Genomic DNA, 26293 nt, shown 5'->3' with positions numbered 1-26293 from the left:
GCCTCCTCGTCTTTTCTGCCGCCCGCGTGCGGGGCGCTGCTGGATTCCCGCCTGGGCGGGAATGGTGGCGATGAGCTGCCTTACTGCTTTGCGAACTCGGGGCGGTCGTTCTGCTGCGGCTTGAGCGGCTGGGCCGCCTTGCCTTCGGCGCGTTCCCGGCGCCACTGCTCCTTGCGCGCGGTCCATTCGTTCAGGCGGTCGTGGGCGGTCTTGCTCTCCTCGAGCATCTGGAACTCATCGGCCTGCTGGGCCGTGAGCTCCAGCCGCACGCCGTTGGGATCGAAGAAGTAGATGCTGTGGAAGATGTGGTGGTCGGTGATGCCGAGCACCTCGACACCGTGCGCCTCCAGCCGCGCCTTCATGTCCTTGAGCGCCTGCACGGAATCGACGCGGAAGGAGATGTGGTTGACCCACTTCGGCGTATTGGGCGAGGGCTCGCAGGCCTGGTCGTCGCCCAGGTCGAAGAAGGCGATGAACGAGCCGTCCTGCAGGCGGAAGAAGAAGTGGGTGTACGGGCAGTACTCGCCGGTGCTGGGCACATGGTCGCTCTGGATGATGTGGTAGAGCGGCAGGCCCAGGATGTCCTCGTAGAAGCGCCGGGTTTCCTCGGCGTCGCGCGCGCGGTAGGCGTAATGGTGGAGCTGCTGGATCGGCGCGGGGGCGGGAAGGGCGCCCGCGTCTTTCAGAACTGCGGCCATGGTGACTCCTGCATTCAACATTGCGTAATGCATTTACTATACCGAAATGCTGCGCTTGCCCGAAAGCACAACGGGCGCGGGTGCATGAGAGCTATCGGCCTCTTAGGCAAGCCCTATGGTGCGGCGCAGGGCGGCGGCGCTAAATTGCGCTGTCCTTCGGGCGTGCCCAGGCGCCCGGTCCCCTCCGATCAACTCATGAAGGAGTCATCCATGGCAACTCTCAAAGGCTCGAAGACGGAAGAGAACCTGAAGGCCGCGTTTGCCGGCGAGTCGCAGGCGAACCGCCGCTACCTGTATTTCGCGAACAAGGCCGACGTCGAAGGGCAGAACGACGTGGCCGCCCTGTTCCGCTCCACCGCCGAAGGCGAGACGGGCCATGCGCACGGTCACCTCGAGTGGCTGGAGCAATGCGGCGACCCGGCCACCGGGCTGCCGATCGGCGCGACGCGCGACAACCTCAAGGCTGCCGTGGCCGGCGAGACGCACGAGTACACCGACATGTACCCGGGCATGGCCAAGACGGCGCGCGAGGAAGGCTTCGACGAGGTCGCCGACTGGTTCGAGACGCTGGCCAAGGCCGAGCGCTCGCATGCGAACCGGTATACGAGGGCGCTGAACGAGCTGGTCGACTAAGGCGCGCGGCCCCCCGGGGCCGCTTTGCTACCCACCATGGCCCCACGCGAAGGCAGCCTCGAGGCGCCCACCCGGCATCCGATCGACTGGCGCAACCCCGAGTTCTACGACGAGCCGGCGGCGTTCAAGGAGCTGGAACGCATCTTCGACATCTGCCACGGTTGCCGCCGTTGCGTGAGCCTGTGCGGATCGTTTCCCACGCTGTTCGACCTGGTGGACGAGGGCAAGACGGGCGAGGTCGACGGCGTCGACAAGCAGGACTACTGGAAGGTCGTCGACCAGTGCTACCTGTGCGACCTGTGCTTCATGACGAAGTGTCCGTACGTGCCGCCGCACGAGTGGAACGTCGACTACCCGCATACCATGCTGCGCGCCAAGGCGATCAAGTTCCGCAAGGGGCTGCCCGCCGGCGAGAAGTTCCTGGCCTCCACGGACACGCACGGCAAGTTCGCGGGCATCCCGGTGGTCGTGCAGATCGCCAACGCCATGAACCACACCAAGCCGGCGCGCGCCGCGATGGAGAAGGTGCTGGGCGTGGACCGCGACGCGTGGCTGCCGGACCTGGCCACGCGCAAGTTCCGCTCCGGCGCGCCCAAGTCGAAACCGTTTGCGGTGCAGGACGGCGCCAAGTCGCCCGGCAAGGTGGCGATCTATTCCACCTGCTACATCAACTACAACGAGCCCGGGATCGGCCACGACCTGATCAAGGTGCTCGAGCACAACCAGGTGCCCTATGTGCTGGTGGAGAAGGAGAGGTGCTGCGGCATGCCCAAGCTAGAGCTGGGGGACCTGGAAGGCGTGGACAAGCTCAAGCAGGTGAACATCCCGGTGCTCGCCCGCTACGCGCGCGAGGGCTACGCCATCCTGTCGGCCGTGCCCAGCTGTACGCTGATGTACAAGCAGGAGCTCCCGCTGATGTACCCCGAAGACGCCGACGTGCAGGCGGTGAAGGAGGTGATGTGGGACCCCTTCGAGTACCTCTCGGCGCGCCGGCGTGACGGCCTGCTGCGGACCGACTTCAGCCAGCCGCTGGGCAAGATCAGCTACCACACGCCGTGCCACGGCCGCGTGCAGAACATGGGCAAGCGCACGGAGGAAGTGCTCAAGCTCGTGCCGGGCACCCAGGTGTCGACGCACGAGCGCTGCTCGGGGCACGCCGGCACCTACGGCGTGAAGAAGAACTACCACCAGATGGCGATGAAGATCGGCAAGCCGCTGTTCCGCAAGATGTCGGAACACCCCGCCGGCGGCGCGCCCGACTACATCAGCTCCGACTGCCCGCTGGGCGGCCACCACATCGCGCAGGGCTTCGAGGTGAACCAGCTCGGCGAACCGAAGCTCGCGCATCCGTTGAGCCTGGTGCGCAAGGCGTACGGCATCTGAAGACGCAATCCTTCCCCATGCAACTGACCGGCAAGATCACCCGCGACAGCCTCATGACGCTGGAGGCCTACGCCAAATGGCGCAAGGCCCACAAGGCGGAGGTGATCGAGCACCGCAAGCTGCGCACGGTGCACCTGGGCGAGCACATCACGGTGCAGTTCGAAAGCGAGATGAGCATCCGCTACCAGATCCAGGAGATGCTGCGCCTGGAGAAGATCTTCGAGGAGGAAGGCATCGAGCAGGAGATCGAGGCTTACGTGCCGCTGGTGCCGGAGGGCAGCAACTGGAAGGCCACGATGCTGATCGAGTACCCCGACATCAGCGAGCGCAAGCGGGAGCTGGCGCGCCTGATCGGCGTGGAGGACCGCATGTTCGTCGAGGTCGAGGGGCACGAGCGCATCTACGCCATCGCCGACGAGGACCTGGACCGCGAGAACGAGGAGAAAACCTCGGCCGTCCACTTCCTGCGCTTCGAGTTCAAGCCGGTCGCCGTCCAGGCCGTGAAGGCCGGCGCGGCGGTCAAGCTGGGTTGCGACCATCGCAACTACCCCGCGCACGTGGTGATCCCGGCCGAGACGCTGGCGTCGCTGGCCGGCGACCTGAAGTAGCTCAGGCCGGCGAGAACAGGTCGACGCGGTCCGTGATGATCGCGTCGGTGCCCAGCGCCAGCAGGCGCTCCGCCACCCACTCGTCGTTCACCGTGTAGCTCAGGCAGCGCATGCCGGCGCCTTTCACTTGTGCGACGGTCTGCTCATCCCACAGCGCGTGGTTGCAGACGATGGCCACGCAATCAAGCCGGCGGGCGATGTCGAGCCATCCGGACCAGAGCGAGTCCAGCAGCAGGCCACGCGGAAGTTCCGGCGCGGCTTGAAGTGCGCCCTGCAGCGACTCGGGCCGGAACGAGGTGAGCAACGGCGGCACCGGTGCGCCTGTCCATAGACGCGCGGCTTCCCGGCCCACGACTTCGCCGGTGCGCCGCTCAACGCCGGGCGTGGGCTTGATCTCGATGTTGAGGAAGTGGTCGTTGGCGCGGCAGAAGCGGGCCAGGTTCTCCAGCGTGGGCAGCGGCTCGCCGGCGTAGGCGCGCGAATGCCAGCTGCCGGCGTCGAGCTGCGAGAGTTCGCTCCAGGGCCGCGCGCCGCCGAGGCCGAGCGCATTCGTCGTGCGGTTCAGCGTCGCGTCGTGCATCAGGAACACCACTTCGTCGGCGGACAGCTTGGCGTCGCACTCGAACATGCGGTAGCCGTACTCAGCCCCGAGGCGGAAGGCGGCCAGGGTGTTCTCGGGCGCGAGCCGGCCGGCGCCGCGGTGGGCCACCCAGCGAGGGTAGGGCCACGGGCGGGTGGTCATGCCTGCAGCCGCTTGCCGCTGGCCGCGTCGAACCAGTGCAGGCGGTCCTGCCGCGGCGTGACGCGGATGACGCTGTCCGGCGCGGGCGCCGGATGGCCTTCCTCGTTGCGCACGATGATCTGCTCGTCGCCCAGGCGGCCGTAGATCAGGCGCTCGGCGCCGAGCAGCTCGATGGTCTCGACGCGCACTTCCCAGCCCGGCCCGCCGATGTCCAGGTGTTCCGGCCGGATGCCCAGGATGGAGCCGGCGCGGCCGCCCGGCGCGTTCTTCAGCAGGTTCATCGGCGGCGAGCCGATGAAGCTGGCGACGAAGGTGGACGCGGGGCGGTGGTACACCTCCTCGGGCGTGCCGAACTGCTCCATCACGCCGGCGTTCATCACCAGCATGCGTTGCGCCAGCGTCATCGCCTCGACCTGGTCGTGCGTGACGAACAGCGAGGTGATGCCCAGCTCGCGGTGAAGCTTCTGGATCTCCAGCCGGGTCTGCGCTCGCAGCTTGGCGTCCAGATTGGACAGCGGCTCGTCGAACAGGAAGACCTGCGGCTGGCGCACGATGGCGCGGCCCATGGCGACGCGCTGGCGCTGGCCGCCGGAAAGCTGCCGCGGCTTGCGGTCCAGCAGGTGGCCGAGTTCGAGGATCTTCGCGGCCTTGTCCACGCGGGTGCGGATCTCGTCGACCGGCATCTTGCGGATCTTGAGGCCGTAAGCCATGTTGTCGAACACGCTCATGTGCGGATAGAGCGCGTAGTTCTGGAACACCATGGCGATGTCGCGCTCGGCCGGTTCGAGCTGGTTGACCACCCGCCCGCCGATGGAGATCTCGCCGCCGCTGATCTCTTCCAGCCCGGCCACCATGCGCAGCAGCGTGGACTTGCCGCAGCCCGAAGGCCCGACGATCACGATGAACTCGCGGTCGGCGATGTCGGCGTTGACGCCGTGGATCACCTGGAGCTCTTGCTTGCCTTTGCCGTATTTCTTGACGACGTTCTTGAGCGCAATTGAAGCCATATTTATCCAGTCGAGGACAGAGCAACCGCGCTTCGCGCTCGTTGGTCTGTCCCCGAAGTCCTTACTTTTCTGTATCCACCAAACCCTTGACGAACCACTTCTGCATCAGGATCACCACGACCGCGGGCGGCAGCATGGCCAGGATCGCGGTCGCCATGACCACGTTCCACTCGATGTAGACCTCGCCGAAGATCAGCCGCTTGATGCCCATGACGATGGGGTACATGCGCTCGTCGGTGGTCACCAGCAGCGGCCAGAGGTACTGGTTCCAGCCGTAGATGAACTGGATGACGAACAGGGCCGCCATCGAGGTCTTGGACAGCGGCAGCAGCACGTCCTTGAAGAAGCGCATCGGACCGGCGCCGTCGATCCGCGCGGCCTCCACCAGTTCATCCGGCACGGTGAGGAAGAACTGGCGGAACAGGAAGGTGGCGGTGGCCGAGGCGATCAGCGGGATGGTCAGGCCGGCCATCGAGTTGAGCATCTTCAGGTCCGAGATCACCTCGTAGGTGGGGCCGATGCGCACCTCCACCGGCAGCATCAGCGTGACGAACACCATCCAGAACACCAGGCCCTTCGCCGGGAAGCGGAAGTAGACGATGGCGAAGGCCGACAGCAGCGAGATCGCGATCTTGCCGATGGCGATGATGAGCGCGCTGCCCAGCGAGATCATCATCATCGGCAGCGCCGGCGCGACGGTGGCGCCCGCTTCGGTCTTGCCGCCGAACAGCGCGAAGCGGTAGCTCTCGAAGAAGTTGTCGCCGGGCAGCAGCGAGATCGGGTTGCTGGACGAGATCTGCTGCGCTGTCTGCGTGGACCCGATGAAGGTGACGTAGATCGGGAAGAACACCAGCGCGACCCCGACGATCAGGATCAGGTGGGTGAAGAAGTCGAGGATGGGACGGCGTTCAATCATGTCAGTAGTGCACCTTCTTCTCGACGAAGCGGAACTGCACGACCGTCAGCGCCACGACGATCGCCATCAGCACCACGGACTGCGCGGCCGAGCCGTTGATGTCCATGGCCTTGAAGCCGTCGTAGTAGACCTTGTAGACCAGGATCGACGTCTCCTTGCCCGGGCCGCCGTGCGTGGCGGCGTCCACGATGGCGAAGGTCTCGAAGAACGAGTAGATGATGTTGATCACCAGCAGGAAGAAGGTGGTGGGCGACAGCAGCGGGAAGACGATGCTCCAGAAACGCTTCCAGGGAGACGCGCCATCGATGGTGGCGGCCTCGATGAGCGACTGAGGGATCGACTGCAGCCCGGCCAGGAAGAACAGGAAGTTGTAGGAAATGTGCTTCCAGATCGCCGCCATCACGATCAGCGCCATCGCATGGTCGGCGTTGAGCAGGTGGTTCCAGTCGTAGCCCATCTCGATCAGCGCGTAGCGGATCACGCCGTAGGGCGACGCGAACATCATCAGCCACAGCACGCCCGCCACCACCGGCGCGACGGCATAGGGCCAGATCAGCAGCGTCTTGTAGATGCCCGCGCCGCGGATCACGCGGTTGGCCATGACGGCCAGCAGCAGCGACACGGCGAGGCCCCCAACGGCCACCAGCACCGAGAAGATCGCGGTGATGCGGAAGGAGTCGAGATAGCCGGGATCGTTGAACAGCCGCTCGAAGTTCTCCATCCCGACGAAGATGCTGCTGGAGCCGAAGGCGTCCTGCTGCAGCACGCTCTGGTACAGCGCCTGGCCCGCAGGCCAGAAGAAGAACACCAGGATGACGGCCATCTGCGGCGCGATGAGCACCCAGGGCAGCCACGCCGACTTGAACAGGACCCTCTTCTCCATGTCTCGTATTGTGCCGAACGGTTGAGTAATCCCAAGCGGCATCGTTCCCGCGGAGGCGCCGGACCCAGCGGCTTCCAAGAGAAAAGCCCCGCGTCGCGGGGCTTCCTCGAAACGCCGTGGTTCCCGGCTGCGTGGGAATGACGGGCGGTCAGCCCTTGTTGGCCTTTTCGAAGCGCTCCAATTGCTCGTTGCCGCGCTTGACCGCCGTATCGAGCGCCTCCTTCGGCTGCTTCACGCCGCGCCACACGCCTTCGAGTTCCTCGTCGATGATGGTGCGGATCTGCACGAAGTTGCCCAGGCGCACGCCGCGCGATTTGTCGGTGGTCTTGCGGACCATCTGGTTCACCGAGACGTCGTAGCCCGGGTTCTGCTTGTAGAAGCCGGACTTGTCGGTCAGCTCGAACGACGCCTTGGTCACCGGGAGGTAGCCGGTGCGCTGGTGGCTCTTGGCCGCCACTTCGGCGTTGGACAGGTACTGGAAGAACTGCGCCACGCCCTTGTATTCCTCGGGCTTCTTGCCGGACATGACCCACAGGCTGGCGCCGCCGATCACGGTGTTCTGCGGCGCGCCGGGCACGTCGGGGTAGTAGGGCAGGGTGCCGATGCCGTAGGCGAACTTGCCGTTGCGCTTGACGCTGCCGGCCAGGGCCGAGGAACCGGTGGCCATGGCGCACTCACCCGAGACGAAGGTGGCGTCGGCGGCGTTGTTGCGGCCCTTGTAGACGAACAGGCCGCTCTTGGCCATGTTGGCCAGGTTCTCGATGTGGCGCACGTGCAGCGGGCTGTTGAACGCCAGCCGCGCGTCGGTGCCGCCGAAGCCGTTGTTCTTGGTCGCGTACAGCACGTTGTGCCAGGCCGAGAAGCTCTCCAGCTGCGTCCAGCTGATCCAGCTGGTGGTGAACGGGCACTTGTGGCCGGACGCCTTCAGCTTGGCGGCGGCCAGGGCCACCTCGGGCCAGGTGGTCGGCGGCTTCTCCGGATCCAGCCCGGCGGCCTTGAAGGCGTCCTTGTTGTAGTGGAAGACCGGTGTCGAGCTGTTGAACGGGAAGCTCAGCATCTGTCCGTTGGGCGCGGTGTAGTAGCCGGACACGGCGGGCACGTAGACGCCCGGATCGAACTTCAGGCCGGCTTTGCTCATCACCTCGGCAACCGGGACGATCGCGCCCTTGGACGCCATCATGGTCGCCGTGCCGACTTCGAACACCTGCAGGATGTGCGGTGCGTTGCCGGCGCGGAAGGCCGCGATCGCCGCGGTCATCGACTCGTCGTAGCTGCCCTTGAAGGTGGGCGTGACCTTGTAGTCCTTCTGGCTCGCGTTGAAATCCTTGGCGAGGTCGTTCACCCACTCGCCGAGGGCGCCGCCCATGGAGTGCCACCACTGGATCTCGGTCTGCGCCGACGCGGGCAAGGTGAAGGCGGCGGCCAGCGCCACCGCGGCGAACTTCAGCTTCATGAAGAAAACTCCTGGATGTGAAGGGGACGGGTCACGGGGCGTGACTCTACGGTCGTTTTGTGACAGGTCATTAAACAGAGCTGACGGCCGCGGTACAACGGGGTTTGCCATGAGGGTCGATGCCTGCGGCGCCCGTGGGCCGCACGGGTCTTGTTGCACTGCGGTAACATCCCCCGTCAGCCGCCTCCCGCACTCGTTTCGGCTGACACCCGCCCCACGCCTCCAGGGGCAAGACCCGCAACGATGAACGCACCGACCAAGCTCGACCAGCTGCTGGTGGCGGCTTCCGACGAAGCGCCCCGCCTGCGCGAGATCCCGTACAACTACACCTCGTTCTCGGACCGCGAGATCGTCATCCGCCTGCTCGGCCCGCGCGCCTGGGAAGTGCTCTCGCGCCTGCGCGACGAGCGCCACACCGGCCGCTCCGCCCGCATGCTGTACGAGGTGCTGGGCGACATCTGGGTGGTGCAGCGCAATCCCTACCTGCAGGACGACCTGCTGGACAACCCCAAGCGCCGGCGCCTGCTGGTCGAGGCCCTGCACCACCGGCTGGCCGAGATCGGGAAGCGCCGCACGCCGCAGACCGACCCCGAGCGCGATGCCCTCGTCGGTGAGTTGCTCGTGGCCGCGCAGCAGGCCGTGCAGACGTTCGACGCTTCCTTCCGCGAGACGGCCGACCTGCGCCGCCACGCGCAGAAGGTGCTGCGCCGGCACACGGCGCGCGACAACATCAAGTTCGACGGCCTCTCGCGCGTTTCGCACGTCACCGACGCCACCGACTGGCGCGTCGAGTACCCCTTCGTCGTGCTCACGCCCGACACCGAGGCCGAGATGGCCGGCCTCGTCAAGGCTTGCATCGAGCTGGGCCTGACGATCATCCCGCGCGGCGGCGGCACCGGCTACACCGGCGGCGCGATCCCGCTCACCTGGAAGAGCGTGGTCATCAACACCGAGAAGCTCGAGGCCATGAGCGAGGTGGAACTGGTGTCCATCCCCGGCCACCCGCAGCCGGTGCCGACGGTCTGGACCGAAGCGGGCGTCGTCACGCAGCGCGTGTCGGACGCGGCGGAGCGGGCCGGCTTCGTCTTCGCGGTCGATCCGACTTCGGCCGAGGCCTCCTGCATCGGCGGCAACATCGCCATGAACGCGGGCGGCAAGAAAGCCGTGCTGTGGGGCACGGCGCTGGACAACCTGGTGTCCTGGCGCATGGTGACGCCGCAGGCCGAATGGCTGGAGATCACGCGCCTGGACCACAACCTGGGCAAGATCCACGACGCGCCGGTGGCCAGCTTCGAGCTGGTGTACTTCGCGCCGGACGGCCGCACCGAGCGGCGGCGGGAGACGCTCGCGATCCCCGGCGCCACCTTCCGCAAGGAAGGCCTGGGCAAGGACGTCACCGACAAGTTCCTCTCGGGCCTGCCCGGCATCCAGAAGGAAGGCTGCGACGGCCTGATCACCAGCGCGCGCTGGGTCGTGCACCGCATGCCCGCGCACACGCGCACGGTCTGCCTCGAGTTCTTCGGCAATGCCCGCGACGCGGTGCCCAGCATCGTCGAGATCAAGGACTTCATGTTCGCGCAGAAGGACCGCACGGGTGTCCTGCTCGCGGGCCTGGAGCACCTGGACGATCGCTACCTGCGCGCCGTGGGGTACTCGACCAAGTCCAAGCGCGCCGGCCTGCCCAAGATGGTGCTGATCGGCGACATCGTGGGGGACGAGCCCGATGCCGTCGCGCGCGCGACTTCGGAAGTGGTGCGCATCGCCAATTCGCGCAGCGGCGAAGGCTTCATCGCGATCAGCCCGGAAGCGCGCAAGAAGTTCTGGCTGGACCGCAAGCGCACCGCGGCCATCAGCAAGCACACCAACGCCTTCAAGATCAACGAGGACGTGGTGATCCCGCTGCCGCGGATGGCCGAATACACCGACGGCATCGAGCGCATCAACATCGAGCTGTCGCTGCAGAACAAGATCCGCTTGGCCGACGAACTCGAAGCGTTCTTCCGCCGCGGCCACCTGCCGCTGGGCCGGCTGGACGACGCGGGCGAGATCCCTTCGGCCGAACTGCTGGAAGACCGCGTGGGCCAGGCCCTCGCGCTGGTGCAGGAGGTGCGCGGCCAGTGGCAGACCTGGCTGGCCAACGTGGAGTCGCTGTTCCCGCAGCTGCAGGACCACAGCCTGCGCGCCAGCTGGAAGACGCAGATCCGCGCGCCGCTGGAGCAGATCTTCTCGGGCCAGCCGTTCCGGCCGATCCTGGAGGAGGTGCAGGCCATCCACAAGCGCGTGCTCAAGGGCCGGGTGTGGGTCGCGCTGCACATGCACGCCGGCGACGGCAACGTGCACACCAACATCCCGGTCAACAGCGACGACTACGAGATGCTGCAGGCCGCGCACGGCGCGGTGAAACGCATCATGGCGCTGGCGCGGTCGCTGAACGGCGTGATCTCCGGCGAACACGGCATCGGCATCACCAAGCTGGAGTTCCTGACCGACGAGGAGATCGGCCCGTTCGCCGACTACAAGGCCAAGGTCGATCCCGAAGGCCGGTTCAACCAGGGCAAGCTGCTGCGCCCGTCCACCCAGCAGGACGGCCCCATGTCGGTGTACGCCGACCTGACCAACGCGTACACACCCAGCTTCGGCCTGATGGGGCACGAGTCGCTGATCATGCAGCAGTCGGACATCGGCGCGATCTCCGATTCCATCAAGGACTGCCTGCGCTGCGGCAAGTGCAAGCCGGTGTGCGCCACCCACGTGCCGCGCGCCAACCTGCTTTACAGCCCGCGCAACAAGATCCTCGCCACCTCGCTGCTGGTCGAGGCCTTCCTGTACGAGGAGCAGACGCGCCGCGGCGTGTCGATCAAGCACTGGCAGGAATTCGAGGACGTGTCGGACCACTGCACGGTCTGCCACAAGTGCGTCAACCCCTGCCCGGTGAAGATCGACTTCGGCGACGTGTCGATGAACATGCGCAACCTGCTGCGCAAGATGGGGCAGAAGAGCTTCCGGCCCGCCAACGCGGCGGCGATGTTCATGCTCAACGCCACGAACCCGGACACGATCAAGCTGGCCCGCGCGGCCCTGGTCGACGTCGGCTTCAAGGCGCAGCGGCTGGGCAACGACCTGCTGCGCGGCCTGGCCCGCAAGCAGGTCACGCTGCCGCCTTCGACGCACGACCGCGCGCCGCTCAAGGAGCAGGTGGTCCACTTCATCAACAAGAAGCTGCCGGGCGGCCTGCCCAAGAGGACTGCGCGGGCGCTGCTGGACATCGAGGACAAGGACTACGTCCCGATCATCCGCGACCCGAACGCCACAACCACCGACAGCGAGGCGGTCTTCTACTTCCCGGGCTGCGGCTCCGAGCGCCTGTTCTCACAGGTCGGCCTGGCGACGCAGGCGATGCTGTGGCACGCCGGCGTGCAGACGGTGCTGCCGCCCGGGTACTTGTGCTGCGGCTATCCGCAGCGCGGTGCCGGCCAGTTCGACAAGGCCGAGAAGATGATCACCGACAACCGGGTGCTGTTCCACCGCGTGGCCAACACGCTGAACTACCTGGACATCAAGACGGTGGTGGTCAGCTGCGGCACGTGCTACGACCAGCTGCAGGGTTACGAGTTCGAGAAGATCTTCCCCGGCTGCCGCATCGTCGACATCCACGAGTACCTGCTGGAAAAAGGCATCACCCTGCCCGGCGGCGGCGCCTACCTCTATCACGACCCTTGCCACACGCCGATGAAGCTGCAGGAGCCGATGAAGACCGTGAAGGCGCTGGTCGGCGAGAACGTGCGCAAGTCCGAGCGCTGCTGCGGCGAGTCCGGCACCTTCGGCATCAGCCGTCCCGACATCTCCACCCAGGTGCGCTTCCGCAAGGAGGAACAGCTGCGCGCGGACGAGGCCGCGCTGCGCGAGGCCGGCGCCATCGGTGAACGCGAGAACGTGAAGATCCTCACCAGCTGCCCCAGCTGCCTGCAGGGCCTGTCCCGCTACGGGCACGACCTGCAGAACGGCCTGCTGGAAGCCGACTACATCGTGGTCGAGATGGCCGGCAAGATCCTGGGCGAGAACTGGATGGCGGAATACGTGCATGCCGCCAACGCCGGCGGGATCGAGCGCGTGCTGGTCTGATCCGAGACTTTCTTCCTCAATCCAGCGCGCATCCGCGTGAATTCCGCACGCCCAGCCTGACTTCCGCCCTTGCGCGGTGATTCGCGCCAGCCCAGCCGCTGTATCCTCTGGTTACATTTTCCGGAGGTTGCGATGGACTCGCACAAGATCGGCCGCACATCGTTCGGGCTCGCGTTGGGACTGCTTCTGGCGCTGGCGGGCAGCACAGCGCTCGCCCAGTCCGCCGGAGAGGTGGAATTCGCGCGCGGCGTTGGCTTCGCCCAGGCGCCCGGGCAGGCGCCCCGCACGCTGGGCAAGGGCCTGCCGCTGCGCGAGGGTGACCGGCTGACGACGTCCGAGGGCGCGTCGGCCATCGTCCGGCTCGAGGACGGCACCCGCATGACGGTGCGGCCGAACTCCGAGATCGTCATCTCCCAATACCAGTTCCGCGAGAACGCGCCGGACAACGGCATGCTGCTGCAGATGATTCGCGGCGGCTTTCGCGCCGTCACCGGCCTCATCTCCAAGGGCTCGCCCAACGCCGCCCGCATCCAGACGAGCACCGCGACCATCGGCATCCGCGGCACCGACTTCGACGCGCGCCTGTGTTCGGTCGACTGCGGCGCCGAGGCCGCGCGGGTGCAGGAATCGGCCCGGCCCAACGCGGTGCTGGCCAGCGCCAAGGTGGTCCAGTCGCAGGGCGCCGTCTACGCCGTGGACGCGAACAACGAGCGGCGCCGGGTGGTCGACGGCGGCAGCATCTATCCCGGCGACGTCATCGAGACGGCGCCCGGTGCGCGCGCCGTGGTCGCTTTCCGCGACGAGAGCCGCATCACGCTCGGTTCGTCCACGCGCTTTCGCGTCGACAACTTCGTCTACGACGAGCAGAACGCGGGCGAGGGGCGCTTCCTGGCTTCGCTGCTGCGCGGCTCGGTGCGCGCGCTAACCGGCCTGATCGCCCGGGCCAACAACCGCAACGTGGGCTTCTCCACGGCGACAGCCACCATCGGCATCCGCGGCACCGGTTTCGATGCGTCCTGCGGCGGCGACTGCGAGCAGGGGCAGCTGACGCTCTTCACCTGGCTCGGCGCGATCGCCGTCACGCCCCAGGGGCAGACCGCGTTCCAGGTGCTGCAGGCGGGCCAGGGGCTGTCCATCTCGCCCACCGGCATGCAGCCGCTCACCGCACCGCCGTCCATGGACGGCCCGCGACCCGACGAGGTCAACGTGCCGCCCAAGCTGTTCGCCAAGGAGAACGTCTCCGACGCGCAGGAGGGCCTGTTCGTGTTCGTGCGCGACGGCCACATCGAGGTGGCCACGGCGGGCGAGGTGCTGCACCTCGGCCGCGGCGAAGCCGGCTTCGCCGGCCAGGCGGGCACCGCCGCGCGGCCGTTCACGATCCCGAAGTTCATGGACTTCGACTTCGTGCCGATGCCCACCAGCCGCAATCCGCTGCTGCAAAGCGTGCTGCAGGACAACAACATCAAGGCCAGGAACACCTGCAGCTGATGCAACAGGGGCTCGCCGCTCGGCGGGTGAGAGACAATCCCGCAAGACTGAGAAGAGGGGCGAGAGGACATGAGCAAGGGCAATCGCGCGCCCGCCGCGCGGCGCTGCGCCGCGGCCGTGAGCGTGCTGGCGGCTGCACTGGCCGGCACATGGGGGCCGGCCTTCGCCCAGACCCGTTCGCCGACCAGTCCGCCGCCGCTTCGCTCCGCGCCCGAACCGGTCTTCCAGATCCGGGGCTTCCATGTCACGGGCGACAACCCGCTGCCTGCGGGCGAAACCGCCCGGGTGCTGGCCCCCTTCCTGCGCACCGAGGCGACGATGTCGACGCTGCAGCAGGCCACCGTGGCCCTGGAAACCGCGCTGCGCGAGGCGGGTTACGGGCTGCACCGCGTGGCGCTGCCGCCGCAGGAAGTGGGCAGCACGGTGCGGCTGGAAGTCGTTCGCTTCACCGTGAGCAGGGTGACCATCGAGGGCGCGCAGATCAACGGCGAGGGCAACATCCGGCGCACGGTGCCCGAGCTGCAGGAAGGCCAGACGCCCAACTTCAAGCGGCTCGCGGTCCAGACGGCCATCGCCAACGAGAACCCGAACAAGCAGGTGCAGGTCGGCCTGCGCGAGGCCGACGAGCCGGACCGCATCGACGCCACGATCACGGTGAAGGAAAGCCGTCCCTGGAACGTCCTGGTCAACGCTTCCAATACCGGCTCGGACTCCACCGGCCGTGACCGCCTGACGGTCGCGGGCAGCCACAGCAACCTGTTCGATCGCGACCACCAGTTCACCGGCGCGTACACCACGTCGGTCGAGCGCACGTCCGACGTTCGCCAGCTCGGCCTGGCATACCGCGCACCGCTCTACGAGCAGGGCGGCGTGCTGGGCGCGAGCTACACGCGCTCCGACGTGGTCGGCAGCTTCGGTGCGTTTACCAGCACGGGCGCGGGCCACACCACGGCCGTGAACTACACGCATTACCTCGCACCCCAGGGCGGCCGCCGCAGCTACCTGAGCCTCGGGCTGGAGGACAAGGTTTTCAACGCCGCGAGGATCAACGACGTCGTGGTGCCCGGCGCGCTCGACCGCCGCAGCCGGCCCCTCGTCCTGGGCTACAACGCGCGCACGGAGACCAACACGTCGACGTGGGGCTACAACCTTGCGCTGGCCTTCAACACCGGCGGCGGCCGCGCCAACAACCTCGTCTCGTACCAGAGCGAGGACCCGCGCATCACCACCACGAGCTGGAAGGCGCTGCGGGGCAGCTTCAACTACGCGACGCCGCTCGAAGACGGCTGGCTGCTCTCCTTCCGCACCGAATACCAGTACAGCCCGGACGTGCTGATCTCGGGCGAGCAGTTCGGCATCGGCGGCTACGGCTCGGTGCGCGGCACCGCCATCGAGCGGCCCCTGTCCGCGGACAAGGGCGTTGCCGCGACCCTGGAAGCGCTCACCCCCGAACTGCTGCCGGGCCTGCGCCTGTTCGGCTTCGCCGACGCCGGCCACCTCTGGAACAACGATCCCAACGGCCTGAACAAGCCGTCCACCGACCGACTGGCCAGCCTCGGCCTCGGCCTGCGCTACAACCAGGGCGCCTTCGTCGGCTCCCTCGAATACGGACGCCTCGTGACGGGCAGCCGCGTTCCGGTCGAGCTGAATTCGGCCGCTCCCGAGCGGGGCGACGACCGGCTCTACGTGAACCTCGGCCTGCGTTTCTGAGTCCCACCTCCATGGCAGCAACCACTTCCAGCGGCGCGACGCCGCAATCGCTCACCTTGCACGGCCGCTCGCGCGTGCTGGAGATCGGCTTTTCCGATGGCAGCCTGTTCCGCATCCCGTTCGAGCTGATGCGCGTCTACTCGCCTTCGGCCGAGGTGCAGGGCCACGGCCCGGGGCAGGAGGTGCTGCAGACCGGCAAGCGCGAGGTGGACATCGAGACGCTCGAACCCGTGGGCAACTACGCCGTGCAGCCGCGCTTCTCGGACGGCCACGACAGCGGCATCTTCTCGTGGGACTACCTCTATTTCCTCGGTTCGCAGCAGGACCAGCTGTGGGCCGAGTACGAGCGCCGGCTGGCCGAAGCGGGCGTCGACCGCGACGCGCCGATGGCCGCAGCGGGCGGCCACGGTTGCAAACACTGACACACGGAGCGGCTGAACGGGGATTGCCCCTACCATGACGGCATGAGCAGCACCCACTTCGGCTACCAGACCGTCGACGAGAGCGAGAAAGCGCGCCGGGTGCGGGGCGTCTTCGATTCCGTGGCGCCGCGCTACGACCTGATGAACGACCTGATGTCGTTCGGCCTGCACCGCGCCTGGAAGGCCTACACGGTGCTGGTCGCCAACGTGCAGCCCGGCCAGCAGGTGCTGGACATCGCCGGCGGCACCGGCGACCTGGCCCGCTCTTTCGCGCGCAAGGTCGGTCCCACCGGCATGGTGCTGCACACCGACATCAACGAAGCCATGCTGCGCAACGGCCGGGACAGGCTGCTGGACGCGGGCGTGGTGCTGCCCACCCTGGTGTGCGATGCCGAGCGGCTGCCGTTCGCCTCCGGCCGCTTCGACCTTGTCAGCGTCGCCTTCGGGCTGCGCAACATGACGCACAAGGACGCCGCGCTCGCCGAGATGCAGCGGGTGCTCAAGCCCGGCGGCAAGCTGCTGGTGCTGGAGTTCTCCCGGGTGGCTCGGCCGCTCAAGTCTGCCTACGATTGGTATTCGTTCAGGGTGCTGCCGCGGCTGGGCCAGGCGGTGGCGGGCGATTCGGCCAGTTACCGGTATCTCGCCGAATCGATCCGCATGCACCCCGACCAGGAAGAGCTCAAGGCCCTCATGAAGAAAGCCGGTTTCGGCCATGTGGACTATCACAACCTGACGGGCGGCGTCGTCGCCCTGCATGTTGCAATCAAGTGCTGAAGCCCCATCTGGGGACCAACGACATCCGAGCAGGAAGAAGGAAGGACCGATCATGAAGCTGTGGACCGCCGTACTCGCCAGCATGCTGGTGTTCGCAAGCGTCGACGCCGACGCCGCACGCCGCCTCGGCGGCGGCAGCTCGATCGGCCGCCAGTCAGGCAACGTCACCCAGCGCGATGCCGCGCGCCCCGCGCAGCAGCAGCCGCCGGCCAACAACACGGCCACGCAGCAGCAGCCCGGACAACCGGCCCAGGCGGCGCAGGCCCGTCCGGGCACGCCCGCCGCGGCGCCGCAGGCGGCCGGATCCCGCTGGGGCGGCATGCTCGGCGGCCTCGCCGCCGGACTGGGCCTGGCGTGGCTGGCCCACGCGCTGGGCTTCGGCCCCGAGCTCGCCCAGTTCCTGATGTTCGCGCTGATCGCGCTGGTGGTGATGGCCGTCATCGGCTTCGTGATGCGCAAGCGCGCCGGCGGCGCGGCCGGCGGCCGCCCGATGGCCTACCAGGGCGCATCGCCCGCCGATTTCGCCACTTCGCCGCGCCAGTACAGCCCCGACAAGGTGGGCAACGACTCCTCGGCTCGGCCGTGGGAGCGCGGCGTCACCCCGTTCGAGAACACCAAGTACATCGGCGGCGGCGTGCAGATCGGATCCGGCCTGGCCGGCTCGCAGAACTGGGGCATCCCCGCCGGCTTCGACGTGCAGGGCTTCGTCGAGGCCGCCAAGCGCAACTTCCTGACGCTGCAGGACGCCTGGGACCGCTCGGACATCCCGAACCTTCGCTCGATGATGACCGACGAGATGCTGTCCGAGATCCGCCACCAGCTGGCCGAGCGCGAGAAGCACATGGACGGCCAGCCGAACAAGACCGACGTCGTCCTGCTCGAAGCGCAGCTGCTCGGCATCGAGGACCTGGGCGACGGCTACATGGCCAGCGTGGAGTTCTCCGGGATGATCCGCGAGGAACCGTCCGCCGGGCCGAGCCCCTTCCGCGAGGTCTGGAACATGACCAAGCCGAAGAGCGGCAACAGCGGCTGGCTGGTCGCAGGGGTCCAGGCGCTCCAGTGATCGCCGCGCTCCGCGCATGAAGGACAGGGCTCCCACGGGAGCCCTTTTCGTTTGCACGGCCCTTTCCTGCGGCCGAGCAGGCGGCCATCATCAATAATCCGGGACCATGGCAACACGGTCCCCCTTCCCCTTCGTGGACAGCCTGCTGGACGCCTTCGGCCAGCGGTTCGCGCCGCCGCCCTGGGCGGTGCAGGAGGCGCAGCGCCGGCTCGTGCTGCTGCTCAACCACGTCCTGATGCAGGAGCCGCAGGCCATGGAGCGGCTGCGCCGCCAGGCCGGCCGCATCGTCGAAGGCCGCTGGCGCGTCTTCCACGTCCGCCTGGTCGCCACGCCGGCCGGCCTGCTGGACCTGGCCAGCCCCGCGGGCGCTCCGGACCTCACCCTCACCATCACCGAAGAGTCGCCCTGGGCACTCTCGCAGGCTGCGCTGCGCGGCGACAAGCCGCCGGTTCGGATCGAGGGCGACGTGCAGTTCGCCGCTGAGGTGAACTGGCTCGTGGACCACGTGCGCTGGGACGTCGAAGAGGACCTGGCCCGCGTCGTCGGCGATGCGCCGGCCCATGCGATCGGACAGGCGGCGCGCGGCATGGCCGACGCACTGCGCCGCTTCATCCCGGGGGCCGCTCCCGCGGCGCCCGCCGGCCCGGCGCCTGCCACAGGCACCACGGCCGGGGCCGGGGGCCCGGGACCCGCATGAGGAGGTACCTGCGCGGCGCCTTCATCCTCTGGGTGATCCTGCGCTACGGGCTCGACGAGCTCGTCCTCAACAGCTTCCAGCGTCCCTGGCTGCACCGGCTGGCGCGCATCGTCAGCTTCGGCCGGCGGTTGCACGCGCCGCGAGGGCAACGCCTGCGCGAGGCGCTCGAGCGGCTGGGCCCCATCTTCGTCAAGTTCGGCCAGGTGCTGTCCACGCGCCGCGACCTGCTGCCCCCCGACGTCGCCGACGAACTGGCCTACCTGCAGGACCGCGTGCCGCCGTTCGATCCGGCGATCGCGATGGCCACCATCGAGCGCGCGTTCCGCCGTCCGGTGGAGACGCTGTTCGCGAGCTTCGAGCGCGAGCCGGTCGCCAGCGCGTCGATCGCGCAGGTGCACTTCGCGACGCTGCGCGACCGCCAGGGGCTCACCCGCGAGGTGGCGGTCAAGGTGCTGCGCCCCGGCATGCTGCCGGTGATCGAGAACGACCTGGCGCTGATGCGCATGATGGCCGGCTGGATCGAGGGCCTGTCGTACGACGCCAAGCGGCTCAAGCCGCGCGAGGTGGTCGCCGAGTTCGACAAGTACCTGCACGACGAGCTCGACCTGCTGCGCGAGGCGGCGAACGCCGCGCAGCTGCGCCGCAACATGACGGGCATGGACCTGGTGCTGATCCCCGAGATGTTCTGGGACTGGTGCCATCCCGAGGTGATCGTGATGGAGCGCATGTACGGCGTTCCGATCAGCCAGAACGAGCGCCTGGTGCAGGCCGGCGTCGACCTGCGCCGGCTGGCGCGCGACGGCGTCACCATCTTCTTCACCCAGGTGTTCCGCGACGGCTTCTTCCACGCCGACATGCACCCGGGCAACATCCAGGTGAGCCTGGATGCGGCGACCTTCGGCCGCTACATCTCGCTGGACTTCGGGATCATCGGAACGCTCACGGAGTTCGACAAGGAATACCTCGCGCAGAACTTCAACGCGTTCTTCCGGCGCGACTACAAGCGCGTGGCGGAGCTGCACATCGAGTCGGGCTGGGTGCCGCCCACGACGCGCGTGGACGAACTCGAGTCCGCGGTGCGCGCCGTGTGCGAGCCGTACTTCGACCGGCCGCTCAAGGAGATCTCGCTGGGCATGGTGCTGATGCGCCTGTTCCAGACCTCGCGCCGCTTCAACGTGGAGATCCAGCCGCAGCTGGTGCTGCTGCAGAAGACGCTGCTGAACATCGAAGGCCTGGGCCGCCAGCTCGACCCCGACCTGGACCTGTGGGCCACGGCCAAGCCGTTCCTGGAGCGCTGGATGCTCGAGCAGGTCGGCCCGCAGCGACTGATCGACGAACTGCGCGACCAGGCGCCGCGCTACGCCAAGCTGCTGCCCGAACTGCCGCGCCTGATGCACGACTACCTGCGCCGCCGCGCCGAGCCGGAACGGCGCGAACTGCAGACGCTGATCGACGAACAGCGCCGCACCAACCGGCTGCTGCAGGCCTTCCTGTACGGCGGTGTCGGGTTCGCGCTGGGCCTGCTCGCGATGCAGGTTCTGGTGCGCGTCCGGCTGTTCTAGCGCGCCACTGCCGGGCATAATTTCGCGGGCCCGCCTACGGGCCTTCCAAAGGAGGACCGCTGGTGAACTACACGCTGATCTCGTTCGTAGTCCTGTACCTGCTCGGCACGCTGGCCATCGGGGCCTGGGCCGGCACCCGGATCAAGAACACCGCGGACTTCGCCATCGCCGGCCGCAGCCTGCCGCTGGTGATGGTCGTCACCACCACCTTCGCGACGTGGTTCGGCGCCGAGACGGTGATGGGCATCCCGGCCAAGTTCGTGCAGGGCGGCCTGAACGCCGTCGTGGAAGACCCGTTCGGCGCCGGCACCTGCCTGGTCCTGGTCGGCGCCTTCTTCGCGGCCAAGCTGTACAAGCAGAACCTGCTGACCATCGGCGACTTCTACCGCCAGCGGTACGGCAAGGGCGTCGAGGTGTTCTGCTCGCTCGCCATCATCCTGAGCTACCTCGGCTGGGTGGCGGCGCAGATCACGGCGCTGGGCCTGGTGTTCTCGGTGCTGACCGGCGGCGCGATGTCCGAGACCACCGGGATGATCGTGGGCACGATGGCCGTGCTGGTCTACGTGGTGATCGGCGGCTTCCTGGCCGTGGCCTGGACCGACTTCATCCAGATGATCGTGCTGGTGGTGGGCCTGGCGATCATCGCCGTCTTCGCGGCCGACCTGGCCGGCGGCGCGGGGTAGGTGATCTCGATGGCCTCCACCCAGAACCTGTTCAACTTCCTGCCGCCGCCCACCTTCACCGACATCGCCTTCTTCATCGGCGCCGGCCTGACCATGATGCTGGGCAGCATCCCGCAGCAGGACGTGTTCCAGCGCGTGATGTCGGCCAGGGACGTCGACACGGCGCGCAACGGCGCGATGATCGGCGGCTTCAGCTACATCCTGTTCGCCTTCGTGCCGATGTTCATCGTGGCCAGCGCCGTCGTGGTGATGGGCAACAGCGCGATGGAGATGGCCAAGGACGACTACCAGCGGCTGCTGCCCACCTTCGTGCTGACCAAGATGCCGCTGATCATGCAGATCCTGTTCTTCGGCGCGCTGGTGTCCGCCATCAAGAGCACCTCGTCGGCCACGCTGCTGGCGCCCTCGACCAGCTTCGTCGAGAACATCCTGAAGAACCTGCGCCCCGGCATGAGCGACCGGCAGCAGCTGCTGGCGATGCGCATCACCATCGTGGTGTTCACCGCCATCGTGCTGGCCTACGCCATCGCGATGAAGGGCACGCCCATCTACGACCTGGTGTCGTCGGCCTACCAGGTCACGCTGGTCGGCGCGTTCATCCCGCTGGTGATGGGCCTGTACTGGAGGCGCGCGACGACGCAAGGCGCGATCGTCTCCATCGCCCTGGGCATCGGCACCTGGCTGCTGTTCTTCCCTCAGCTCAACGAGAAGCTGGGCGAAGCCTTCCCGGGCCAGCTCGCCGGCCTGATCGCCGCCTTCCTGGGCATGGTGATGGGTTCGCTGGCGCCGCAGGTGCTGCGCAACCGGCACGAGCCGCGCGCGCCGCTGCACGCCTGACGCGGCGGGGTGGCCGGCGGGGCTTGAGCTTCGCCCCGCCGCCTATAATTGAGGGCTTTGCCACCCTGCACCACTTCCTGACGCCATGCCCATCTACGCCTACAAATGCGGCTCCTGTGGCCATGCCAAGGACGTCCTGCAAAAAGTGTCGGATGCGCCGCTGACCGCCTGCCCCGCCTGCGGCGCCGAAACGTTCTCCAAGCAGATCACCGCCGCCGGCTTCCAGCTCAAGGGATCGGGCTGGTACGCCACCGACTTCCGCGGCAACGGCTCCAGCGCCAAGAGCGAAGCCTCGGGCGACGCCAAGCCGACCGAATCCAAACCCGCCGAGGGGGCGAGCACCCCGTCCAAGCCCGACGCGCCTTCCGCCTCGGCCGGCGGCTGCGGCAGCGCCTGCGCCTGCCACTGAAAGGCCGGGTCCCCCACGCGATGGCCGCTCTCCGCCGCTGGCTGTTTGCCGGCCTTCTCGTCCTGGCGCCGCTGGGCATCACGCTGTGGGTGCTGCAGTGGATCATCGGCACGCTGGACCAGACGCTGCTGATCCTGCCGATGGACTGGCAGCCCGACCGGTTGCTGGGCTACAAGGTCCCGGGCCTGGGCGTGCTGCTCGCACTGGCCATCCTGCTGGCGGTCGGCGCCATCACCAGCAACTTCGTGGGCCGCAAGCTGGTGGCCTGGAGCGACGCGATCCTGCACCGCATCCCGGTGGTGCGCTCGATCTACTCCAGCGTCAAGCAGGTCTCCGACACGCTGTTCTCGCCCTCGGGCAACGCATTCCGAACCGCGGTGCTGATCGAGTGGCCGCGGCCCGGCATGTGGACCATCGCGCTGGTCACCGGCACGCCGGGCGGCGACGTGATCAACCACCTGTCGGATGACTACGTCAGCGTCTACGTGCCCACCACGCCCAACCCGACGGGCGGCTACTTCGTGATGCTTCGCCGCAGCGACTGCATCGAACTCAAGATGAGCGTCGACGAGGCCCTGCGCTACGTCATCTCCATGGGCGTCGTGGTGCCCTCCAGCCCCGCGCTCAACGTCCGCTGAACGCGCCCAAAGCGCGCGCAGCGTCCTTCCGGAAGGTTTCTCCCATGTCCTCACAGCAAATGCGCACCACCTACTGCGGCCTCGTGGACGAGTCGCTGCTCGGCCAGACCGTCACGTTGTGCGGCTGGGTGAACCGCCGGCGCGACCATGGCGGCGTGATCTTCGTGGACCTGCGCGACCGCGAGGGCTACGTGCAGGTGGTGTGCGATCCCGACCGGCCCGACATGTTCAAGGCCGCCGAAGGCCTGCGCAACGAGTTCTGCATCCAGGTCAAGGGCCTGGTGCGCGCCCGGCCGGCCGGCACCGTCAACGATCACCTGCGCAGCGGCCGGATCGAGGTCCTGTGCCACGAGCTGAACGTGCTCAATCCGTCCGTCACCCCGCCGTTCCAGCTCGATGACGAGAACCTGTCGGAGACCACGCGCCTGGTCCACCGGGTGCTGGACCTGCGCCGTCCCTACATGCAGAAGAACCTGATGCTGCGCTACAAGGTGACGATGGAGGTGCGCAAGTTCCTCGACGCCAACGGCTTCATCGACATCGAGACGCCGATGCTCACCAAGAGCACGCCCGAAGGCGCGCGCGACTACCTGGTGCCCAGCCGCGTGCACGACGGCATGTTCTTCGCGCTGCCGCAGTCGCCGCAGCTGTTCAAGCAGCTGCTGATGGTGGCGGGCTTCGACCGCTATTACCAGATCACCAAGTGCTTCCGCGACGAGGACCTGCGCGCCGACCGCCAGCCCGAGTTCACCCAGATCGACGTGGAGACCTCCTTCATGAAGGAGGAGGAGATCCGCACCATGTTCGAGGGGATGATCCGCAGCACTTTCCAGAACGTGCTGGGCATCGACATCGGCGCCTTCCCGGTGATGAAGCACACGGATGCGATGCGCCTGTACGGCTCGGACAAGCCGGACCTGCGCGTGAAGCTGGAGTTCACCGAACTCACCGACGTCATGAAGGACGTCGACTTCAAGGTGTTCTCCGGCCCGGCCAACCAGGAGGACGGCCGCGTGGTCGGCCTGCGCGTGCCCGCCGGCGGCGAGATGAGCCGCGGCGAGATCGACGGCTACACCGAGTTCGTCAAGATCTACGGCGCCAAGGGCTTGGCCTGGATCAAGGTGAACGACGTGGCCGCCGGGCGCGAGGGCCTGCAGTCGCCCATCGTCAAGAACCTGCACGACCGCGCGATCGCCCAGATCCTCGAGCGCACGGGTGCGAAGAATGGCGACCTGATCTTCTTCGGCGCCGACAAGGCCAAGGTGGTCAACGACGCCATCGGCGCGCTGCGAGTGAAGATCGGGCACAGCGAATACGGCAAGTCCCGGGGCCTCATCGAAGGCGAGTGGAAGCCGCTGTGGGTGGTCGACTTCCCGATGTTCGAGTTCGACGAGGAGGCGCAGCGCTGGAACGCCGTGCACCACCCGTTCACCTCGCCCAAGGACGGCCACGAGGACTGGCTCGAGACCGATCCCGGCCGCTGCCTCGCCAAGGCCTACGACGCGGTGCTCAACGGCATTGAACTCGGTGGCGGCTCCGTCCGTATCCACCGCGAGGACGTGCAGAGCAAGGTGTTCCGCGCGCTCAAGATCGGCGAAGAGGAAGCCAAGGCCAAGTTCGGCTTCCTGCTGGACGCGCTGCAGTACGGCGCGCCCCCGCACGGCGGCATCGCGATCGGCCTGGACCGCTTCGTGATGCTGATGACCGGCGCCGAGTCTCTGCGCGACGTGATCGCGTTCCCGAAGACCCAACGCGCGCAGGACCTGCTCACGCAGGCGCCGGGGCCGGTGGATGAGAAGCAATTGCGGGAACTGCACATCCGGTTGCGCAATCCGGCGGTGGCCTGACCTGTCTTCCTCCCTCTCCCCCCGGGAGAGGGCTGGGGTGAGGGCACGCACCGGCGCTTGCGGTGGCTCGAAGCTCATTTGGCCTTGCGCCCTCGCGTCAGGCGGTGCCTGGCCCGGGCTCATGCTGTGCCGGTCCGGCGTGCTCGCCTGGGGCTCGCACGCGGACGCGCGTGGCCTTCAACGCGGCCCGGCCTCCCGCGGTAGAACTCACAGAGAGAGCGGCCTGAAGGCCGCTCTCTCTGTTCAGACACCTCCCGCGAGTCAGAAGTTGAAACGGACTCCGCCCTCGCATGCGCGAGGGCTCGCGTCGGCCGGGCCGCTGCGGCCCCGCTCGTCCCGGAAATCGCCCGGTCCAGGCACCGCCTGCCGCGTGGGAACACTGTGCTTCATCGACGCGAAAACCGATCGCTCCACTCCCGCGAAGGCGGGGATCCAGTGCTTCCCGACCAGGCCGTGAAAGCGGACGCACTGGATTCCCGCCTCCGCGGAATGACGGGTTTGGGCTCGTCCCTCCGAAGAGCCGCAGGTGGGCAGAATGTCCGCGTGCCCAAGCCGTTCAAGATCCCCCAGTCCGTCCTGGTGGTGATCCACACCCCCGCCCTCGACGTCCTGCTCATCAACAGGGCCGACGCGCCCAACTTCTGGCAGTCGGTCACCGGCGCCAAGGACCGCGAGGACGAGCCGTTCGAGGAAACCGCCGTCCGCGAAGTGTTCGAGGAGACCGGCATCGATGCACGCAAGGGCGTCCTCACCGACTGGGGCCTCGAGAACGTCTACGAGATCTACCCGCGCTGGCGCCACCGCTATGCCGACGGCGTGACCCACAACACCGAACACGTGTTCGGCCTTCGGGTCCCGGAAGGCACCGACGTCAGGCTCAACCCGCGCGAGCACACCGGCTTCATGTGGCTGCCCTGGCGCACCGCCGCCGACCACTGCTTCTCGCCCAGCAACGCCGAGGCCATCCTGCTGCTGCCACAATTTGCGAAATGACGTTGTTGCGCGTCGCCACGTACAACATCCACAAGGGCGTCCAGGGGTTCGGTCCGGCGCGGCGGCTGGAGATCCACAACCTCGGCCATGCGGTCGAACAGCTCGATGCCGACATCGTCTGCCTGCAGGAAGTGCGCAAGCTCCATCGCCGCGAGGAGCGCTACTTCAGCCGCTGGCCCGAGCTGCCGCAAGCCGAATTCCTGTGTCCGGAAGGCTATGCCGCCGTGTACCAGACCAATGCGACGACACGGCACGGCGAGCACGGCAACGCGTTGCTGTCGCGCTGGCCGGTCGTGTCGCACGGGCACGAGGACATGTCGGACCACCGCTTCGAGCAGCGCGGCCTGCTGCACGTGCAGGTGCGCGTCGCGCGGCACGTGGTGCACGTCATCGTGCTGCACCTCGGGCTGATCGCGTCCAGCCGCCTGCGGCAGATCGAGCAGCTGGGCCGCTACGTCGACCGGGAGATCCCTCGCCGCGCGCCGCTGATCGTGGCCGGCGATCTCAACGACTGGGGCGGGCGGCTGCGGCCCGCCATGAACGACATCGGCCTGCGCGACTTCCAGGGCGACAAGGCGCGCACCTATCCGTCGCGGCTGCCGCTCACCCAGCTCGACTACGTCTATGCGCGCGGACTCCGGCCGCAGGGACTGGAGATCCCGCGCGGGCGTGCGTGGGGGCAGATGTCGGACCACCTGCCGCTGATCGCGACCTTCTCGATGTAG

22 protein-coding genes and 1 pseudogene are annotated in these 26293 nt (G+C 67.7%); 17 read left to right on the top strand and 6 right to left on the bottom strand.

From position 1 onward, the window contains the following. Positions 1-80: 80 nt before the first annotated feature. Positions 81-698 (bottom strand): VOC family protein, encoded by a 618-nt coding sequence (locus EZ313_RS17795; RefSeq protein ID WP_135264591.1) that lies wholly within the window; start codon positions 696-698, stop codon positions 81-83. Positions 699-908: 210 nt separating this feature from the next. On the opposite strand from EZ313_RS17795, the gene EZ313_RS17790 reads away from it, so the two are divergent. Genes EZ313_RS17790 through EZ313_RS17780 form a run of 3 tightly spaced genes read left to right on the top strand, consistent with a single transcriptional unit; the run spans position 909 to position 3322 of the window. After that, complete coding sequence (locus EZ313_RS17790) at positions 909-1331, top strand: rubrerythrin family protein (RefSeq protein WP_135264590.1); 423 nt, start codon at positions 909-911, stop codon at positions 1329-1331. A gap of 36 nt (positions 1332-1367) precedes the next feature. Further along, entirely contained in the window at positions 1368-2714 is a 1347-nt protein-coding gene (locus EZ313_RS17785; protein ID WP_135264589.1) for a heterodisulfide reductase-related iron-sulfur binding cluster, read from the top strand. A 17-nt stretch (positions 2715-2731) separates the two neighbouring features. Beyond that, positions 2732-3322, top strand: a complete 591-nt coding sequence (locus tag EZ313_RS17780; RefSeq protein WP_135264588.1) for a DUF3501 family protein — start codon at positions 2732-2734, stop codon at positions 3320-3322. Position 3323: 1 nt separating this feature from the next. Here the strand turns inward: EZ313_RS17780 and ugpQ are convergent, their stop codons facing one another. From ugpQ to ugpB, 5 genes are all read right to left on the bottom strand, one after another. Then, positions 3324-4064, bottom strand: a complete 741-nt coding sequence (gene ugpQ, locus EZ313_RS17775) for a glycerophosphodiester phosphodiesterase (protein ID WP_135264587.1) — start codon at positions 4062-4064, stop codon at positions 3324-3326. Beyond that, positions 4061-5071 carry a sn-glycerol-3-phosphate import ATP-binding protein UgpC gene (locus EZ313_RS17770; protein ID WP_135264586.1) on the bottom strand — a complete coding sequence of 337 codons (1011 nt, stop codon included), beginning with the start codon at positions 5069-5071 and terminating at the stop codon, positions 4061-4063. The genes ugpQ and EZ313_RS17770 overlap by 4 nt, the downstream gene beginning before the upstream one ends. Positions 5072-5132: 61 nt before the next feature. Then, the gene (gene ugpE / locus EZ313_RS17765; protein WP_135264585.1) at positions 5133-5987 is read right to left on the bottom strand and encodes a sn-glycerol-3-phosphate ABC transporter permease UgpE; all 855 of its coding nucleotides are present in this window, start codon (positions 5985-5987) and stop codon (positions 5133-5135) included. A gap of 1 nt (position 5988) precedes the next feature. Continuing rightward, positions 5989-6870, bottom strand: coding sequence for a sn-glycerol-3-phosphate ABC transporter permease UgpA (gene ugpA, locus EZ313_RS17760; RefSeq protein ID WP_135264584.1), 882 nt, complete (start codon positions 6868-6870; stop codon positions 5989-5991). Positions 6871-7018: 148 nt separating this feature from the next. Continuing rightward, a complete protein-coding gene (gene ugpB / locus EZ313_RS17755; RefSeq protein WP_135264583.1) occupies positions 7019-8323 on the bottom strand; it encodes a sn-glycerol-3-phosphate ABC transporter substrate-binding protein UgpB in 1305 nt (434 codons plus the stop codon). A 243-nt stretch (positions 8324-8566) separates the two neighbouring features. On the opposite strand from ugpB, the gene EZ313_RS17750 reads away from it, so the two are divergent. From EZ313_RS17750 to EZ313_RS17685, 14 genes and pseudogenes are all read left to right on the top strand, one after another. After that, positions 8567-12445, top strand: a complete 3879-nt coding sequence (locus EZ313_RS17750) for a DUF3683 domain-containing protein (RefSeq protein WP_135264582.1) — start codon at positions 8567-8569, stop codon at positions 12443-12445. Between the two features lie 132 nt (positions 12446-12577). Further along, the gene (locus EZ313_RS17745; protein WP_135264581.1) at positions 12578-13933 is read left to right on the top strand and encodes a FecR family protein; all 1356 of its coding nucleotides are present in this window, start codon (positions 12578-12580) and stop codon (positions 13931-13933) included. A 69-nt stretch (positions 13934-14002) separates the two neighbouring features. After that, entirely contained in the window at positions 14003-15643 is a 1641-nt protein-coding gene (locus EZ313_RS17740; RefSeq protein ID WP_135264580.1) for a ShlB/FhaC/HecB family hemolysin secretion/activation protein, read from the top strand. Positions 15644-15654: 11 nt separating this feature from the next. Next, positions 15655-16065, top strand: coding sequence for a gamma-butyrobetaine hydroxylase family protein (locus tag EZ313_RS17735; RefSeq protein WP_135264579.1), 411 nt, complete (start codon positions 15655-15657; stop codon positions 16063-16065). Between the two features lie 42 nt (positions 16066-16107). After that, on the top strand, positions 16108-16839 hold the full coding sequence (gene ubiE, locus EZ313_RS17730) for a bifunctional demethylmenaquinone methyltransferase/2-methoxy-6-polyprenyl-1,4-benzoquinol methylase UbiE (RefSeq protein ID WP_135264578.1): 732 nt from the start codon (positions 16108-16110) through the stop codon (positions 16837-16839). A gap of 49 nt (positions 16840-16888) precedes the next feature. Next, entirely contained in the window at positions 16889-17902 is a 1014-nt protein-coding gene (locus EZ313_RS17725; protein ID WP_205960438.1) for a Tim44 domain-containing protein, read from the top strand. Between the two features lie 106 nt (positions 17903-18008). After that, entirely contained in the window at positions 18009-18599 is a 591-nt protein-coding gene (locus tag EZ313_RS17720; RefSeq protein ID WP_135264576.1) for a hypothetical protein, read from the top strand. After that, positions 18596-20161: a ubiquinone biosynthesis regulatory protein kinase UbiB gene (ubiB, locus tag EZ313_RS17715; RefSeq protein WP_135264575.1), complete on the top strand. Its 1566-nt coding sequence runs from the start codon at positions 18596-18598 to the stop codon at positions 20159-20161. The genes EZ313_RS17720 and ubiB overlap by 4 nt, the downstream gene beginning before the upstream one ends. Before the next feature lie 62 nt (positions 20162-20223). After that, positions 20224-21681 (top strand): annotated as a pseudogene (locus EZ313_RS17710) (high affinity choline transporter 1). Positions 21682-21766: 85 nt separating this feature from the next. After that, positions 21767-22090 (top strand): FmdB family zinc ribbon protein, encoded by a 324-nt coding sequence (locus EZ313_RS17705; protein WP_135264574.1) that lies wholly within the window; start codon positions 21767-21769, stop codon positions 22088-22090. Positions 22091-22110: 20 nt separating this feature from the next. Next, positions 22111-22728: a DUF502 domain-containing protein gene (locus EZ313_RS17700; RefSeq protein WP_135264573.1), complete on the top strand. Its 618-nt coding sequence runs from the start codon at positions 22111-22113 to the stop codon at positions 22726-22728. Positions 22729-22772: 44 nt separating this feature from the next. Beyond that, positions 22773-24575, top strand: coding sequence for an aspartate--tRNA ligase (gene aspS / locus EZ313_RS17695; RefSeq protein ID WP_240788695.1), 1803 nt, complete (start codon positions 22773-22775; stop codon positions 24573-24575). Between the two features lie 489 nt (positions 24576-25064). Continuing rightward, positions 25065-25568 carry a dihydroneopterin triphosphate diphosphatase gene (gene nudB / locus EZ313_RS17690; RefSeq protein ID WP_135264572.1) on the top strand — a complete coding sequence of 168 codons (504 nt, stop codon included), beginning with the start codon at positions 25065-25067 and terminating at the stop codon, positions 25566-25568. Next, entirely contained in the window at positions 25565-26293 is a 729-nt protein-coding gene (locus tag EZ313_RS17685) for an endonuclease/exonuclease/phosphatase family protein (protein ID WP_135264571.1), read from the top strand. Before nudB ends, EZ313_RS17685 begins: the two co-directional genes overlap by 4 nt.

The organism is Ramlibacter henchirensis, assembly GCF_004682015.1.
Lineage (GTDB): Bacteria > Pseudomonadota > Gammaproteobacteria > Burkholderiales > Burkholderiaceae_C > Ramlibacter > Ramlibacter henchirensis.
Note: the sequence above shows the minus strand (reverse complement) of the source record. Positions and strands in the feature narration are given on the sequence as shown.

Coding starts and splice junctions, on each gene's coding strand:
- EZ313_RS17795 (WP_135264591.1), bottom strand. CDS start 698: ATGGCCGCAGTTCTGAAAGACGCGGGCGCCCTTCCCGCCCCCGCGCCG.
- EZ313_RS17790 (WP_135264590.1), top strand. CDS start 909: ATGGCAACTCTCAAAGGCTCGAAGACGGAAGAGAACCTGAAGGCCGCG.
- EZ313_RS17785 (WP_135264589.1), top strand. CDS start 1,368: ATGGCCCCACGCGAAGGCAGCCTCGAGGCGCCCACCCGGCATCCGATC.
- EZ313_RS17780 (WP_135264588.1), top strand. CDS start 2,732: ATGCAACTGACCGGCAAGATCACCCGCGACAGCCTCATGACGCTGGAG.
- ugpQ (WP_135264587.1), bottom strand. CDS start 4,064: ATGACCACCCGCCCGTGGCCCTACCCTCGCTGGGTGGCCCACCGCGGC.
- EZ313_RS17770 (WP_135264586.1), bottom strand. CDS start 5,071: ATGGCTTCAATTGCGCTCAAGAACGTCGTCAAGAAATACGGCAAAGGC.
- ugpE (WP_135264585.1), bottom strand. CDS start 5,987: ATGATTGAACGCCGTCCCATCCTCGACTTCTTCACCCACCTGATCCTG.
- ugpA (WP_135264584.1), bottom strand. CDS start 6,870: ATGGAGAAGAGGGTCCTGTTCAAGTCGGCGTGGCTGCCCTGGGTGCTC.
- ugpB (WP_135264583.1), bottom strand. CDS start 8,323: ATGAAGCTGAAGTTCGCCGCGGTGGCGCTGGCCGCCGCCTTCACCTTG.
- EZ313_RS17750 (WP_135264582.1), top strand. CDS start 8,567: ATGAACGCACCGACCAAGCTCGACCAGCTGCTGGTGGCGGCTTCCGAC.
- EZ313_RS17745 (WP_135264581.1), top strand. CDS start 12,578: ATGGACTCGCACAAGATCGGCCGCACATCGTTCGGGCTCGCGTTGGGA.
- EZ313_RS17740 (WP_135264580.1), top strand. CDS start 14,003: ATGAGCAAGGGCAATCGCGCGCCCGCCGCGCGGCGCTGCGCCGCGGCC.
- EZ313_RS17735 (WP_135264579.1), top strand. CDS start 15,655: ATGGCAGCAACCACTTCCAGCGGCGCGACGCCGCAATCGCTCACCTTG.
- ubiE (WP_135264578.1), top strand. CDS start 16,108: ATGAGCAGCACCCACTTCGGCTACCAGACCGTCGACGAGAGCGAGAAA.
- EZ313_RS17720 (WP_135264576.1), top strand. CDS start 18,009: ATGGCAACACGGTCCCCCTTCCCCTTCGTGGACAGCCTGCTGGACGCC.
- ubiB (WP_135264575.1), top strand. CDS start 18,596: ATGAGGAGGTACCTGCGCGGCGCCTTCATCCTCTGGGTGATCCTGCGC.
- EZ313_RS17705 (WP_135264574.1), top strand. CDS start 21,767: ATGCCCATCTACGCCTACAAATGCGGCTCCTGTGGCCATGCCAAGGAC.
- EZ313_RS17700 (WP_135264573.1), top strand. CDS start 22,111: ATGGCCGCTCTCCGCCGCTGGCTGTTTGCCGGCCTTCTCGTCCTGGCG.
- aspS (WP_240788695.1), top strand. CDS start 22,773: ATGTCCTCACAGCAAATGCGCACCACCTACTGCGGCCTCGTGGACGAG.
- nudB (WP_135264572.1), top strand. CDS start 25,065: ATGACGGGTTTGGGCTCGTCCCTCCGAAGAGCCGCAGGTGGGCAGAAT.
- EZ313_RS17685 (WP_135264571.1), top strand. CDS start 25,565: ATGACGTTGTTGCGCGTCGCCACGTACAACATCCACAAGGGCGTCCAG.